Below are 14,437 nucleotides of genomic sequence, written 5' to 3'. Positions count from 1 at the left end.
TAAAACGGTTGTCAATAACGTGCAAGCCAAGTAAATACTGCGTGCGAATAGTGAAAGGATTCTGCAATTTCGGCTGAAAGTGGATACCGTGTCGAAAGTCGAAGCGATAATTTGATCAATCTAATGACATCTTTATTAGTGAGGTGGATCTCATTTCCTATGAGTCACAGACAAAACCGGCCTATTTATTCTAGTATCCCTGAGTATATTCAATTTGTTTGATGAATGAATTGTTGTTAATTGATAAGGAATAGTACTTCGGGCGGTGGTTATGGATGCGTTTTCTCTCGATATGAGGACGCTTAATTTTATCATTATACTTTTTAGTTGCGTCTACTGTATCGGGCTTCTGCTCTATCAACGTTCTCAGCAAAAGGTTGCGGGTTTGACTATGTTTTCATTGGCTTTGTTGGTAATGGGAACGGGACCGCTTTTGATAAGCTTTCGCGGGCTTTTGCCCGAGTTTCTCACGGTCATTACGGCTAACATGCTGATTGCCTGTGCATTTCAAATGATACTGCATAGCCTATGTGAGTTTAGGCAATCCAAGCTGCAATACTCTTATTGGTGTATGACGACGATTCCCTTGGTGTTTTTGTCTTTTGTTTATTTTACCTATTACCAAGCATCTATTGAGAACCGAATTGTGGCTATAACGAGCTATTTAGCTTTAGTTACTCTGGTGTCGGCGAGAGTTATGTCAGTCGGAAAGCAACAAGACTTACCTCTTGCAGTAAGAACCATGGTGTTGACGTTTGTGCTGTATGGCAGCTTCATGGTTTATCGAAGTTACTACGCCATTTCGGGGGAGGCAATCGTGCAGTTTATGGACGCTGGGTTTGTACACTCGATGGCTTTCTTACTTAGCATTTTTCTCATTGTTTCTATTAGCTTCAGTATGTTGTGGATGATCAATGGCAGACAAGTGAAAGCTATTAACGCGCTTTCTTATTTTGACCCCTTAACTCAGCTCGGTAATAGACGAGCTCTTGAAGTTTACATTGAAGAAGATTTACCAAAACAGCTTGCTCGGGGAACCAATGTGAGTGTCATTATGCTTGATATTGATTTCTTCAAGATGATCAATGACAGATACGGACATATCGCAGGAGACAAAGTAATTCGCAAAGTATCAGATATCATTCAAGATTCGTTAAATGGTGGCAATACGACGTTTCGATTTGGTGGGGATGAAATTATGGTGGTGCTTTACGACATGGATTTGCATCAAGCTCGAGCATTAGCTGAACAACTACGCCTTCGAGTCGAAAAGTACGGCAACATTAAGGGTGAAGAATTTTCTATTAGTTGCAGTTTTGGTGTTGCTCAGCTTGTCGATGATGAATCATGGGATTCATTGGTTGGGCGAGCGGATAAAGCGCTTTATGAAGCTAAAGAGTCAGGGCGAAACAAGGTGTGCTCATGCACTTTGACGTCTTTGGACATGCGCTATGCATAGTTGGCGTGTGGAATATAATTAAAAAAACGCCCCTCATTAGTGAGGGGCGTTTTGCTATTTAGTTTGGGCAACTTCATCCACCAAATAGAGGATGGATTGGTAAGGAATACCGCTGTGATGAGACAGGCCTATTTCACAAGTAATACTGTTGCTAAAGCCTCGTGTACATCCACTTGGAACTTGCTGCTTAAGCGGAGCAACCGCTGCTTCATTTAGCTCTGGAGTGGTAAAACCTTTGTCTCCTGCCCAGCCACAGCATTGAATGTGTTCGGGTAAAACCACATCGCTGGCGCAAGCCTTAGCGAGATTCAACATTGGCTGCTCTAAACCCATACGTCTAGAACTGCAGGTAACATGAAGCATCACAGTTTCGTCTATCGGTGCCAATGCCAAAGTATCTAACAAGTAATCGTGGGTAAACTTGACTGGCTCAACAATGGTCATGGGTTTGGTGAATTGCTCAATACTGCGTTTTGCGCATGGACTGGTGTCCATGAGAATAGGGTATGTACCGTTTTCGCTGGCTTCCCATAATGCGTCTTCAAGTTGAAGACTCTTTTGTATTGCTATATCCACCATGCCTTTACTGTCGTAGGGCATACCACAACATTGGTCACTCAGCTTTTTAGGCGTAACCAATTCAAATCCAGCCTTTGAAATAAGTGACAATGTCACCTCTTCTAGGGAGCGTTGATCCCTTGCTGCGGGTTGAGTTTGCATATTGCGACTTGCACACGATGGGAGATACACGACTTTCTTTATTGTTGAGTTTGCAGCTGGCTTGTCATCGAGCGCTTTTTCAATATCGAAGTTACTTCCGTTTGGTGTCTCTGCGAGCCATGCAGGTGTGGCGTTTTTAGTGATTGAGCGCATTCCTTTGGCGATATTCGCCACTCGTTGCGCCCCAAGGAGATTAGAGGCTACGTGACCGCTCTTGAGGCCAAACCTTGCGATAGTGGTTGTCGCACTAAAATGATCAGCTGTCCATTTTGCGATGGGTCGAAACTTCTCATACTTAGGAGCACGCAGCTTCTTCACCAATTCCCCTGTATTGATACCGACAGGACAACGATCAGCACATAAACCAGTTGCTGCACAGGTATCCAAGCCTTGATACTCAAATACCTTTTCTAGCTCGCTAGCTTGAGTTGATTCGCCATTGGCTCGGCGACGTTGCAGCTCCCGGAATAGAACAATACGTTGTCTAGGAGAAAGGGTGAGGGTACGTGATGGGCATACGGGTTCGCAGAAGCCACACTCGATGCAACGATCAACAATATCGTCGGCCGCGGGCATAGGTTTGAGGTTTTCGATGTGCGAATGTGGGTTGTCATTGATGATGACGCCCGGATTCAATAATCCTTGAGGATCGAACAAGGTCTTGATGCGTTGCATTAAGGCATAGCCTTCTTGTCCCCATTCAAGCTCGACGTAAGGCGCCATGTTTCGCCCTGTACCGTGCTCGGCCTTTAATGAACCTTGATACTTTACTGCGACTAAATCAGCTACATCATCCATAAAGCCACCGTAGCGTTCGATTTCCGATTGGCTATCGAAACCTTGAGTGAAGACAAAGTGCAAGTTGCCTTCAAGCGCATGGCCAAAGATGATGGCTTCATCGTACTGATATTTGTCAAACAGTTGCTGTAGATCTCGAACTCCAGCAGCCAAATTTTCTACTGGGAATGCAACGTCCTCAATAATGACGGTGGTGCCCACTTCACGCACAGCACCAACAGCAGGGAACATGCCTTTGCGAATACCCCAGAGCGTTGCGACAGTACTCGGGTCAAGGGTAAATGGCACCGACTCAATAATGGTGTAATCCGAAAGTGATGCCATCACTTTCGTAGTGTGAGCATCCAGTGTGGTTTTGTCTGAGGCGTGGACTTCGATAAGCAGAGCGGTTGCTTCTAGGTCGAGTTGCTGAATAAAGCTTGGCATACCCGGTTTGTCGGCTACTGAGCGCAGCGCTCGACCATCCATCATCTCCACGGCAGCGACTGGGGTACTCGATAGCGTTGTCACTGCTTGGCTTGCTTCTTCAATGTTAGAGAAAACCAGCAAAGTAGAGGCTTTGAACTCATGTTCTACAACAGTGTTGTAAGTAATTTCAGCAATGAAACCTAATGTACCTTCTGAACCAATCATAAGGTGCTCAAGGACTTCGATAGGATCAGAATAATCGACGAGTGCGTTTAAAGCGTATCCAGTGGTGTTTTTTAATCGGTACTTGTGGGCAATTTTACTAGCCAGTTCGTTATTGGCTTGCGTTTCTTCGGCTAATGTTTTGAGTCCTTCAATCAAACTCGGGTTGGTCTGTTTAAAACTCTCAATACTTTGTTGACTCCCCGTATCCAAAATTGAGCCATCTGCGAACACTAATTTCATGCTCTCAACAGTACGATATGAGTTTTGTGCAGTACCACAACACATGCCGCTGGCATTATTAGCTGCAATTCCGCCGATTTTACACGTATTGATCGACGCTGGATCTGGCCCGATTTTTCGTTGGAAAGGCAGTAGATATTTATTCGCATCAGCGCCAATGACACCAGGTTGCAGTTTTATTTGTGCGCCATCATTGATAATGGTATGACCGCGCCAGTCGTCAGTAAGAGCAATCAATATGGAGTCTGATACCGCTTGCCCTGAAAGGCTAGTCCCTGCCGCACGAAACGTGAAAGGGACGTTGTGTTCTTTGCAGCATTGGATAGCGAACACCACCTCATCGAGATCTTTGAGTCTTAGAACGATCTGAGGAATGAGTCGATAGAAACTGGCATCGGTACCATAAGCCAGACGTTGTGCATCGTCTGTGATGATGCGTTCGCTATCAATTTTGGTGGCGAGTTGCTGTTTTACTACTGAGTAGCGTTGTTCTTTGCTATTGAGTTCTTGTTGTGTCTTAGCGTCTACATGGCTCATTCCAGTGTCCTTTATTCTTATTCGTCTTCCAGCAGTAACACGATCAGCTGGCTTGGTCCGTGTGCGCCATAGGCGAGCGTTTGTTGGATATCTGCAGTTTTCGAAGGGCCAGATATTAATAGCGCGTTTGTCGGCATGTAATGATTCCAGTTGTTCTCTTGCATCACCTGCAAGAAATGACCATACAATGCTGATTTCTTAACGACAGCAATGTGGCTCGGAGGCACTAGCGATAGTGTTCTAGGCTCATGCTCTGTAGGCCAAAGTATCAAAGCACCAGTATCAGCGATACCTCCAAGGGTGTGTGTGATACCTACATCAATATCGTTAAACAGTTCAGATTTCCATTGCTCAATTTCTTTATTGAATGTGGTAACGTTTCGTGTGCTGGTGGCGACTTCAAAATCGTTGATGTATTCACCAGCCGTGCCAATTGCGATGTTCTGAAATTGATATTGCTCCATAACGGATTGTAAAGTAGGGCTTAATTCCGCTCTTGTGGTGACTCGAACATCGGCGTGGTTTGCTGTCATCATGTCAAAGAAGCGTTGGGCTTTATCATCTGCCGTAATATCTGGGTGACTACCCCAAGGAAAAAACGCCATCTCTTCGGCTGTTTTGGGGGTTCGCTTTGCCTGTTTTAGGCGCCCAAGAATGTTATCTTTCGCAAGTCTTGTATTCATGCTCATTTCCTCTGTCACTTCTTAGGCTCGGCCTTATTTTTCTCAACCATAATTTGATGCAGTGTTTTCTTAGCTGGTTTAGGACTGGTTCGACATTGTGTCCAGGCACCCAGTTTATTTGGAATTAAGCTCTGCATTTTTGTCGCCATAAATGTCCCTGCATGGTAGAGATGGGATGAACTTGCGGCTAAAGCAAACCCTTTCATCGCCGCAGACTCCATTTTGCTGTGTGCTGCGTTCTGTCCGTTGAGTTCTAGGTTATCTTTACTCGCTTTGTTCTTCGCTTCTTTACGCAGGCGTAATAGCATTTCTGGAATAGGGATGCGTACTGGACACACTTCACCACACGCGCCACATAGACTTGAAGCCGTCACGAGATCTTTAGTTTTATCGATTCCCAATAGGTGAGGAGAAATGATCTTGCCAATTGGGCCGGGATAAACGGTGCCATAGGCGTGGCCACCAATCTTGGTATAAACAGGGCAGTGATTCATGCATGCTCCACAGCGAATACATTGCAACGTTTTGCGTAGCTCTTCGTCTTGGAAGGCTTGGCTACGGCCGTTGTCGAGCAAAATTAAGTGGACTTCCTGAGGTCCGTCTTTCTCTCCTGCTTTACGAGGAGAGCTGATCATATTGAAGTAGGTCGTAATTGCCTGCCCAGTGGCAGAACGAGTCAACGCGCTATACAAAGGCGGCACGTCTGCGAGGTATTCAACGACTTTTTCGATACCGGTAATCGCGATGTGGACGTTAGGTACTGTGGTAGACATCCTGCCATTGCCTTCATTTTCTACCAAACACAGCGTTCCCGTTTCAGCTACGGCAAAGTTCACGCCCGATAAGCCGATGTCGGCTTCAAAGAACTTTTGTCTCAAGCGAGTACGTCCGGTCTGAATCAAGCTATCAACGTCGGTGGTAGGACTAAACCCCTCAAGATTTGCTTCGAATGTGTCACTGACTTCTTGCTTATTCTTGTGGATAGCCGGCATGATGATGTGCGATGGTTTGTCACCATCAAGTTGCACTATGTACTCGCCCATGTCGCTTTCAAGACATTCGATACCCAGTTTTGCCATCTCATGGTTCATCTCAATCTCTTCACTGACCATAGACTTACCTTTGATGATGCTTTTGGCGTCATGCTCGGAAGCAATAGAGGCGATAATCGCATTAGCTTGCTCTGGATTTTCTGCCCAATGGACTTGGATACCGTTTCGATAACAGTTGAATTCCAGTTGTTCGAGCAGCTCCGGTAACTTACTAAGACAGCGCTGACGAATGGCTTCGGCCAGGTCGCGGGTCTGCTTCTCTTCATCCAAATCAGAGAAAGCTGTTTTACGTTTATCGCGCAGGTAGTCCATTGCGCCACGGAAATTAGCTCTAAGCTGCTTATCGGCTAGAGCGTCTTTTGCTAGGGCGTGAAACTGTTCAGGAGTCTGGCTCATTAGGATTCTCCTTGGGTACGTTCTAGCAAAAATGAGGCTATATGGCGGCCTTTGATGGCTTTGCCTTGATATTCAAAAGCGCCGTTAATATTGAGTAAGCAACCCCAGTCAGCACTTACTAAAGTATCTGATGCTGTTGCTTCGATGTGTCGAGTTTTGTCTTCAACCATCGCTTGGGAAATATTTGGATGTCTGACCGAAAAGCTGCCACCAAAGCCGCAACACTCACTCTCGTAATCTTGCATTCTCAGTTCGACATTGGACAGTTGGCTGAGCAAGTCTGTGGCGGTAACGTGGACGTTCATTTCTCTCCTAGCAGCGCAAGAAGTATGCATGACAACACTCGTTGGTTGACCTTTATCATCTAGCCTCACACGGCAAACATTTACTAAGAATTCAGTGAGTTCAAAGACACGGTCACAAAAGCTATCCACTTGGGCTTGGTTCTTATCGCCTTTGAATAATCGACGATAATGATGGTGCATCATTCCTCCACAGGAACCGGATAATACGATCACAGGAATTTCTTCTGTGAACAGGTCCATTTGGCTTTGCGCGACTTGCTTAGCTTCATTTTCATAACCTGAGGTATAAGCTGGCTGACCGCAGCACGTTTGTTTTTCAACAAACTCTACATCGATACCTTGTTGCTTCAGCAATGTCATCGCATCAAGACCCGCTTCAGGGTCAAATACATCGACGAGGCAAGTGGCATAAAAATAAACTTTGCTCGGTTTTGAGGGATAGATTCGCATTGCTTTGCTCCAGCACCAGACCCATTTTTATGGGTTTATATTCTTATATAGACTAGATGTAACATTCTGAAAAATAAGCGCACTTACCTTCTTGAGATAATTCACAACTTCACTCAACAAACGAGGTAAGTGCGTGGTTAATTGAACCTAAATCAGTTCATCAAGGCATCGGTGAAATGGAAGCCGTAAACCAGAGCCAATCCAATGAGACCGGTAACGACTAAGTAATAGAATGTGGGTATAACCGTCCTGCGTAACGTTAAGCCTTCACGTCCAAGTAGTCCTACGGTGGCAGAGGCAGCGACGACGTTATGAATAGCGATCATGTTACCGGCTGCTGCTCCTACCGCTTGCAATGCAATCACAGCAGTGGTTGAAATAGTAAGAGTCTGTGCAACTTCGAACTGGAACTGGCTGAACATCATGTTAGACACCGTATTTGAGCCCGCAATGAATGCTCCTAAAGCACCGATTGTGGCACTTAGCGCAGGAAAAGCTTCACCAACCATGGCAGAGGCTAAATTAGCCGTGGTTACTGGCATGCTCGCTAGATCGGCACCGTTTACCCCAGAGTTAATGAAGATACGAACCATCGGGATGGTAAACACAAGAACAAAGCCCGCCCCTATAAGCGTTTTGCTCGATTCACCAAAAGCGGCGACCAGTGGTTTCGCACTGCGTGATTGAATAATGACTGCCAACAAGGCAACGAACACTAGGATTCCGCCCGGCAAATATAGAGGCTGAATAGTTGTGCTAATACCAGTCTCTCCAAGAATATTGCTGAACGATAGACTCACACTGGTCAGGAAGCCTTTAAACTCAGAGCTGACTCGGCTAGCCACCAAGATGACGGCTAACAGTACATAAGGTAGCCAGGCGACGGCCATCGACATTGGCTTTCCGTTTGATTCGGAAAGATCCATTTTCAACGAACCTAGCCACTCAGTTGGCCATTTATCTTCGCTTTCAAAATCCCATTTTGATTTCGGTACTAGGAAGCCCTTTTTTGCCGCACTGACGACGATGGCTAGGCCGAAAAGCCCGCCAATGAGTGATGGGAACTCAGGGCCGAGAAGAATGCCTGTAAGCGCATATGGAATAGTAAACGCAACACCAGCAAATAGTGCAAATGGCAGGATGTCTAGACCTTCTGTCCAGCTGCGATTCTTACCAAAGAAACGGGTTAACATCATTGCCATGAGAACTGGCATGAGGGTTCCAACACAGGCATGAATAATGGCAACGTTAGCCGTAATTTGCTGCAAATACATGTCCCATGAAGCGCCGTGAGAAACCAAAGACTCGGTGATATTGTGGGTATCAAGACCTTTGTTTACACCGACTATGATAGGGGTACCTACCGCGCCAAAAGAGACGGGTGTAGATTGAATCATCATACCCATTAATACCGCAGCTAGCGCAGGGAAGCCAATGGCGACAAGCAGCGGTGCTGCAATTGCTGCAGGGGTTCCAAACCCAGATGCGCCCTCAATGAAGGAGCCAAAACACCACGCGATGATGATAGCTTGCACTCGACGGTCGGGGGAAATGTCGGTGAAACCGTTACGAATTGTGGTGATGGCTCCTGTATGTTTGAGGGTGTTGAGCAAGAAAATTGCACCAAACACTATCCAGAGTACGGAGACGGTAATTCCAAAGCCTTGAAATACCGACGCGAGAACGCGAGTGACCGACATATCCCAAGCAAATAGGGCAATAATTACGGTAAGTCCAAATGCAACAGGCATAGCTTTTTTTGCGGGCCAATTGAGACCGACCAGTAAGATGGCCGCGACAACGATAGGCGAAAATGCCACGAGGGCTAATAGAGTTTCAGACATGGGTTACTTCCTTTTGTCTTAGCTCATCCACTCCAACTATGTGAATGGGCGAAGTTGTCTTTATTATTTTTGTAATAGGGTTGTTAAGGTGGGGTGAATTTATCCCTTTATTTTTTGTTGATATAGAGAAATAATGAAAATGATTATTTCCAAAATTGGCATAATGTGATGCGAGCAGATGACTTAATTCTGTTCTACCAGGTGGTAGAAACAGGTGCTTTTAGCCGAGTGGCAGAGCAAAATAACCTTACAAATTCAGTAGTTAGTAAAAGAATTGCGCGTTTAGAAGAAGAATTGGGTGTCCAATTATTATATCGAACAACGCGTAAATTAACGCTCACTGAGGCTGGTAAAGCACTTGTTCATGGTGCGAAAAATGTGAAGCAAGCCACCCAAGAGGCTATGGAATCAGTTTCAGGGTATGGTGAGAATATTAGTGGTCACATCAAAATGTCCGTGCCATCTATCTCCGGTGATTTGATCTTAGCCGATGCTGTGGCCGAATTTTGTAACATGCACCCCGGTCTCACCGTTGATATGTCGTTAGATAATCGATTTGTAGACTTGGTGGATGGAGGGTTTGATCTTGTTATTCGTACAGGATATCTAGAGGACTCAAGCCTGATAGCGCGTCATATCTTGGATTCTCAGTGGGTAGTTTGTGCTTCTCCTTCCTACATTGCGAAAAACAGCAAACCTCTCAAGCCTGAAGATCTTACGCAACACAATTGTTTGCAATACGCTTATCAGACCACCGGAGCTTCAGAGTGGGAGTTTAAGGCAAATAAAGGTAACTATATCGTGCGCGTTTCAGGCTCATTTTCTACAGATAATGCCACTGCACTGCGAAAGGCGGCGTTAGGTGGGCATGGTATCGCGTATGTCCCGCGCTGCTTGGTATACCATGACATACGCAATGGTCAGCTGGTGGATATTTTTCCTGACCAAGTGGGTAAGCGTTTGGGAATCTATGCCGTTTACCCTTTTACTCGACAACCGCCAAACAAAGTGAGGCTGTTGATAGAACATATCCGAACCCGTTATTTAGCGATATCTCACTACTTCTGATATCTCACTATTTCTGAGTAAGAGCGAGTATTGACTTAGTGAGAATGTATCATTCTCTGTTTGATCCACAGTTTGGAAAAGTCGCACCAGCCAATGGAGTTGATTTCCACGCCCCGAATACGAGAAGGGATACTCAAACAAAGATCTTCTGACTTAATAATCGTCAGTACATGGTTTTTGTGTAACCAGGTAAGCAACGCGTCGAGAATCTGCTTTTGCTTTGATGTGTCTGCCTCCGAGCGTGCGGCCGATAGAGTGTGCTTCAAGTGGTCTTGTTGTTTCCAGGTTAGGTTTGCTTGCCAATATGGGTAGAGCTTAAAAAAAGCGATTAGGCTAGTGGTTCTATCTCCCTCTAAGCGAATGCCACCAATAGCTAGGTCTTGTTTAGGTGCTGGATGACCATAGACGACTTGAGTACCGGTTGCGGTAACGTTTTGTTGCTTGAGTGCACTAATGAGTTTGCGCGAAAACCAACGGTTTTCGTTGTTGTTTTCAAAACAAAAGTCGACATGTGTATCACAGGGGATCGGTGAGTCTAGTCGACCGTTAAATAACCTCTCCAAACTGTGTTGAAACGACGAATTCTGTAGGGCTTTATTATTGATGAGTAGGAAAAAGTAGCCAATATCGGATGTTGACGCCGTGTATTGAACTTGCTCATCACTAAGGAAGAAGAAATTTTCAGCGCATTTCTTATCTTCTGCCCACTCCTTGTGAATCCAAAGTTCGATATGTTCGACCAGAGCCGATTGACCACAAAAGTTCGGATTGCGTTTCAAGCGAAGCAGTTTTTCGGAACTCACATCCACCATAAATGGGCCTGAGCCTATCGGTTTGAAATGACTCTCGGCACGATAGATAAAATGCTTAGGCATAATGGATGCCTCGGCTCTGCTCAGAAGCTTAGGTAGATGAGGGTCAGGGTACTTAAGTGTTATCTGGATTTGGTTAGCAGTATGACTAGTAATATCAGCGATATGATCGTAAAGCGCACACCAGTAAGGTGAGAGAGTTAGTGACTTTAGGCTCTCTACTACGTCATTGGTGGTGACTGGAGACTGATCGTGAAAGACGACGCCACTACGCAGATAAAAGACCCAGCTAATTTTCTCATCATCGCTTTCCCATGCATGGGCGAGGTTACCACTGAATTCAGTCCCTTTAACATTGACTAGGGTCTGGAAAACCTCGTGAATGAGGTGGCGTTCAGTACGCTCCATAGTGTGATGAGGGTGGAGCCAACTGAGTCTGCGATGAAATGGAGCAAAAATGGTATCTTCACTGGCTGTTGTTGCATGCGTCAGGTAATGTTTTAGGCCACTAGCGACATTACGATTGTTAAAGCCAATCAGTTTATGCGCCAAATCGTAGTTGCCTTCTACAGTAGCCTGTTCAACCTCTTTGTAGCAGGCCTCAATAGGTTCTTGTAGGCAGACGAGTTTGCCCTTCATTCCTCTGCCACGGAGAGGAGTCCAGGATAACCATTGCTTAGTTTCCATTTGATTAAGTAACGTTCGCGCATGTCGCTCGCTGCATTGAAAATGTTCTGCAATCGAGCCGATAGTAATACGGTGATCTCCCGGCCCTAATTGCTTAAAAAGGTTTTCGTAGAGCTCAAGTTTACGCCTGTCTGCTGCCATTGATTATTTAATCTCGTTGTTCCGGTTTTTCTGTGATGGAGTCTTTATGTCGCTCTGAATATGTGGATATCCCCCAAAATGCATCAGTACCAAACAGCTCATTAAGTCGCTCGGCACGCTCTGCTGGAGAGACGTAAAACAGCTTTCCAAGTAAGCTATTGTTGTCCTCATATTTATAGGTGGCTTGAAAGTAATTAGCAACGAAATTGAAAAATGTCATAGTGTAAAGCCTCTGTCGTTTCGGTAGTAAAAGCTTACACTTGGTAGAATTTGAAAAACCGGAACAGATTTTTACACTGTTCCGGTTTTATAAATGAGTGGTTAAGTTAATGCATTAACGAGCGACGGCACCACCCAAGGTTAAGTCGTCTGGCCATTGAGTAATGGTGTTACCGCCTAGATAGATATTTCCTTTGACCGTGAGTTTTTTGGGAAAAGTAGTTATTTGCGAACCACCCAGATAAAGGTTGCCTTCTACGACCAAACCATTGGGCAGTTCAGTTAATTTAGTGCGAATGACGCTTAGGTCGCCTTTGACATACATACCATTTGGTAATTTGGTTACCGGCGTATCCGTGAGGTTGATATAGCCACCGGGAACAACACCAGCTGGCCACGCTTTCAATTGGCTTCCGAGAAAGTTAGCGTATCCTGTGATTTTGGTTCCTCTTGGCATGAATTCCACTAAACTATCTGAGGCATCTAAGCTACCTTTGATTTCAAGATTATTAGGTAGCATCTTAATAGGTGTCTTTGCGATATTGAGGTTGCCTTTTACGATTAATCCCTCGGGGAGTGTCGTGTACGGCTTATTTCTCAGGTCAAGGTTGCCATAATTATCAAGATGGTTAAGTAGCTTATAATGATCGAGGTCTTGCGCCACTGAGCATGTGGTGAACAAAAGGGCTGCAACTATTGCAGCAAAAAAACGAATCATAATAACGAGATACCATACAATCAGAGCGACGTAGGTAGTTTGCAATGGAAATTAAGAGAAAACAATGGAAATCACTGGGCCTTGTGACGGCGATAATGTGTGCTTTCGCCTCGCCCTTATCGGCTAAAACCATCACCACGCCTGGGGCAGATGTTGGAGCTGCGGTATTGTTATCGGATTCCAAGCTCGGTAAGCGAGTCTGTTATTACAACGACAAAGCGTACTCATTAGGATCGGTGATTAATGTCGAAGGTGTAGTATTGCAATGTGTGGCGGAGCAGGACTTTGAAATGAATGGTCAACTTAAGTGGAAGCAATTAAAAAGCGAGCAATAATGCTCGCTTGATGTTACGTAAGCTCTAGTTATCTTGCCAGAGAACGTGTTTTCAGTTCGAAGATCAGTTTTTCAGCACTGACTTCAAACTTGAATCGAGCAGTGAGCTCTTTTGAGCTTTCTTCAAGTGGTGAAACTTCAAACTCAACGTTCTTACAGACAGCCTGAGCAAGTTCAACATACTTTTGAAGTTCAACTTCTAACTGTGCTTTTGAATCACTGAATAGCTGTACCTCGGCGACGTCGTCGCCTTCTTTGATGATAAAGCCCATTTCACCAGCTACACCACATGCATCGCATACGGTTGGCTCTTCATATGTATTTGACATAACGATACCTCTTACAAAATCTGTGTTTATTCTATATCTGTGGAAATAAGGTATCCAGTAATAAATACATGCTCAAAGGATTAGGTCATTGCGTTAAGATATGGTTTTGTAACAGAAATTTTCTAACTGTTAACTATTTTTATCTAATTAAGTGACAAGTGATATATCGAATTACTATAAGTCATTGCTTTTTAATATTTTTTTATTATGCAAGTAATAGTGCATCTTTGTGATCGAGTTCTCATAAATGAGACTTGCGCACTAGTGATGTAGTACAGACTAGTTTATCAATATCAGAGAAGTGTTAGACTTTATAACTTATTAATCAATGGTTTGTTTTTTATAATATTCTCAATGAAACGTATAATGTTCATGAGTTTAGCTAATAATTCGCCTCAGATGCCGTAAACTGAGTTTTAACAAATCGATACGTTAATGAATAGAAAACTATACCGAGTACTGCTTTAATTATGGTATAGCATACAGTGAACGCACATAACGATAAGAGAAGAGCTTTAAAATGCCAAAGCGTAGTAAAGAAGATACTGAGATTACGATCCAGAAAATTATGGAAGCGGTCGTTGATCAGATCATCCGACTAGGATACGACAAGATGTCGTACACCACTTTGAGCCAACAGACAGGTATTTCGCGAACCGGTATTAGTCACCATTTTCCAAAGAAAACGGACTTTACGGCAGCGCTTGATGGTCGAATTTTCAAGATGTTCGTGGAACATTTAGAATTTGAAAAAGGAATCAACGGTTTTACAGGCAGTTGGATTGAGTCGTTGAAGAATCCAGAATTCTTGGCGATCTTGAAGCTACTTTTCCATCATATTGTTACTTCTGAAAACTCGCATGAGTTTGCGTCGAAAGGTATAGATAGGCTTTACAAACTAGTAGAGTCTCAATACGGCGAAGGCAGTGATAAAGAACTAGAATGGTTGATTGGTCGTTCATTGATTCAGTTGTCAAAGTAACCAACGCTCGCATAAAAAAACCGCTTGTTC

General features: G+C 44.5%; 13 protein-coding genes. 4 read left to right on the top strand and 9 right to left on the bottom strand.

Features of this window, described 5'->3' with window-relative positions:
- Positions 1–391 precede the first annotated feature (391 nt).
- Entirely contained in the window at positions 392–1,459 is a 1,068-nt protein-coding gene (locus HOP38_RS23305; protein ID WP_242456592.1) for a GGDEF domain-containing protein, read from the top strand.
- 54 nt (positions 1,460–1,513) lie between these two features.
- Here HOP38_RS23305 and HOP38_RS23300 read toward each other — a convergent pair whose 3' ends face one another.
- The 5 genes from HOP38_RS23300 to HOP38_RS23280 all read right to left on the bottom strand — a co-directional run bounded on the left by HOP38_RS23300 (position 1,514) and on the right by HOP38_RS23280 (position 9,117).
- Complete coding sequence (locus HOP38_RS23300; RefSeq protein ID WP_198559113.1) at positions 1,514–4,387, bottom strand: FAD-binding and (Fe-S)-binding domain-containing protein; 2,874 nt, start codon at positions 4,385–4,387, stop codon at positions 1,514–1,516.
- Between the two features lie 17 nt (positions 4,388–4,404).
- Positions 4,405–5,070: a LutC/YkgG family protein gene (locus tag HOP38_RS23295; protein ID WP_038227161.1), complete on the bottom strand. Its 666-nt coding sequence runs from the start codon at positions 5,068–5,070 to the stop codon at positions 4,405–4,407.
- A gap of 14 nt (positions 5,071–5,084) precedes the next feature.
- Complete coding sequence (locus tag HOP38_RS23290) at positions 5,085–6,518, bottom strand: LutB/LldF family L-lactate oxidation iron-sulfur protein (RefSeq protein WP_198559112.1); 1,434 nt, start codon at positions 6,516–6,518, stop codon at positions 5,085–5,087.
- A complete protein-coding gene (locus tag HOP38_RS23285; protein WP_198559111.1) occupies positions 6,518–7,273 on the bottom strand; it encodes a (Fe-S)-binding protein in 756 nt (251 codons plus the stop codon). The genes HOP38_RS23290 and HOP38_RS23285 overlap by 1 nt, the downstream gene beginning before the upstream one ends.
- Positions 7,274–7,425: 152 nt before the next feature.
- Positions 7,426–9,117 (bottom strand): L-lactate permease, encoded by a 1,692-nt coding sequence (locus HOP38_RS23280; protein ID WP_198559110.1) that lies wholly within the window; start codon positions 9,115–9,117, stop codon positions 7,426–7,428.
- A 168-nt stretch (positions 9,118–9,285) separates the two neighbouring features.
- Here HOP38_RS23280 and HOP38_RS23275 point away from each other — a divergent pair, with 168 nt between their 5' ends.
- Complete coding sequence (locus HOP38_RS23275; protein WP_006074638.1) at positions 9,286–10,185, top strand: LysR family transcriptional regulator; 900 nt, start codon at positions 9,286–9,288, stop codon at positions 10,183–10,185.
- Between the two features lie 35 nt (positions 10,186–10,220).
- Here the strand turns inward: HOP38_RS23275 and HOP38_RS23270 are convergent, their stop codons facing one another.
- The 3 genes from HOP38_RS23270 to HOP38_RS23260 form a co-directional block, all read right to left on the bottom strand.
- Entirely contained in the window at positions 10,221–11,825 is a 1,605-nt protein-coding gene (locus HOP38_RS23270; protein ID WP_198559109.1) for an SgrR family transcriptional regulator, read from the bottom strand.
- A gap of 7 nt (positions 11,826–11,832) precedes the next feature.
- Positions 11,833–12,045 carry a hypothetical protein gene (locus HOP38_RS23265; RefSeq protein ID WP_198559108.1) on the bottom strand — a complete coding sequence of 71 codons (213 nt, stop codon included), beginning with the start codon at positions 12,043–12,045 and terminating at the stop codon, positions 11,833–11,835.
- A 114-nt stretch (positions 12,046–12,159) separates the two neighbouring features.
- The gene (locus tag HOP38_RS23260; RefSeq protein WP_031493535.1) at positions 12,160–12,762 is read right to left on the bottom strand and encodes a hypothetical protein; all 603 of its coding nucleotides are present in this window, start codon (positions 12,760–12,762) and stop codon (positions 12,160–12,162) included.
- 44 nt (positions 12,763–12,806) lie between these two features.
- Here HOP38_RS23260 and HOP38_RS23255 point away from each other — a divergent pair, with 44 nt between their 5' ends.
- A complete protein-coding gene (locus tag HOP38_RS23255) occupies positions 12,807–13,097 on the top strand; it encodes a YnjH family protein (protein WP_124941334.1) in 291 nt (96 codons plus the stop codon).
- Between the two features lie 28 nt (positions 13,098–13,125).
- Here the strand turns inward: HOP38_RS23255 and HOP38_RS23250 are convergent, their stop codons facing one another.
- Positions 13,126–13,425 (bottom strand): YfcZ/YiiS family protein, encoded by a 300-nt coding sequence (locus tag HOP38_RS23250; protein WP_006074643.1) that lies wholly within the window; start codon positions 13,423–13,425, stop codon positions 13,126–13,128.
- Between the two features lie 520 nt (positions 13,426–13,945).
- On the opposite strand from HOP38_RS23250, the gene HOP38_RS23245 reads away from it, so the two are divergent.
- Positions 13,946–14,407: a TetR/AcrR family transcriptional regulator gene (locus tag HOP38_RS23245; protein WP_006074644.1), complete on the top strand. Its 462-nt coding sequence runs from the start codon at positions 13,946–13,948 to the stop codon at positions 14,405–14,407.
- Positions 14,408–14,437: the final 30 nt, after the last annotated feature.

It is taken from the genome of Vibrio mediterranei, from assembly GCF_013364395.1.
Lineage (GTDB): Bacteria > Pseudomonadota > Gammaproteobacteria > Enterobacterales > Vibrionaceae > Vibrio > Vibrio mediterranei.
This window is presented reverse-complemented; position numbering and strand designations above follow the sequence as displayed.

Excerpts from the sequence above, each read along its gene's own strand:
- HOP38_RS23260 (WP_031493535.1), bottom strand. The coding sequence starts at position 12,762 with ATGATTCGTTTTTTTGCTGCAATAGTTGCAGCCCTTTTGTTCACCACA.
- HOP38_RS23270 (WP_198559109.1), bottom strand. The coding sequence starts at position 11,825 with ATGGCAGCAGACAGGCGTAAACTTGAGCTCTACGAAAACCTTTTTAAG.
- HOP38_RS23280 (WP_198559110.1), bottom strand. The coding sequence starts at position 9,117 with ATGTCTGAAACTCTATTAGCCCTCGTGGCATTTTCGCCTATCGTTGTC.
- HOP38_RS23295 (WP_038227161.1), bottom strand. The coding sequence starts at position 5,070 with ATGAATACAAGACTTGCGAAAGATAACATTCTTGGGCGCCTAAAACAG.
- HOP38_RS23285 (WP_198559111.1), bottom strand. The coding sequence starts at position 7,273 with ATGCGAATCTATCCCTCAAAACCGAGCAAAGTTTATTTTTATGCCACT.
- HOP38_RS23300 (WP_198559113.1), bottom strand. The coding sequence starts at position 4,387 with ATGAGCCATGTAGACGCTAAGACACAACAAGAACTCAATAGCAAAGAA.
- HOP38_RS23305 (WP_242456592.1), top strand. The coding sequence starts at position 392 with ATGTTTTCATTGGCTTTGTTGGTAATGGGAACGGGACCGCTTTTGATA.
- HOP38_RS23275 (WP_006074638.1), top strand. The coding sequence starts at position 9,286 with ATGCGAGCAGATGACTTAATTCTGTTCTACCAGGTGGTAGAAACAGGT.
- HOP38_RS23255 (WP_124941334.1), top strand. The coding sequence starts at position 12,807 with ATGGAAATTAAGAGAAAACAATGGAAATCACTGGGCCTTGTGACGGCG.
- HOP38_RS23250 (WP_006074643.1), bottom strand. The coding sequence starts at position 13,425 with ATGTCAAATACATATGAAGAGCCAACCGTATGCGATGCATGTGGTGTA.
- HOP38_RS23245 (WP_006074644.1), top strand. The coding sequence starts at position 13,946 with ATGCCAAAGCGTAGTAAAGAAGATACTGAGATTACGATCCAGAAAATT.
- HOP38_RS23265 (WP_198559108.1), bottom strand. The coding sequence starts at position 12,045 with ATGACATTTTTCAATTTCGTTGCTAATTACTTTCAAGCCACCTATAAA.
- HOP38_RS23290 (WP_198559112.1), bottom strand. The coding sequence starts at position 6,518 with ATGAGCCAGACTCCTGAACAGTTTCACGCCCTAGCAAAAGACGCTCTA.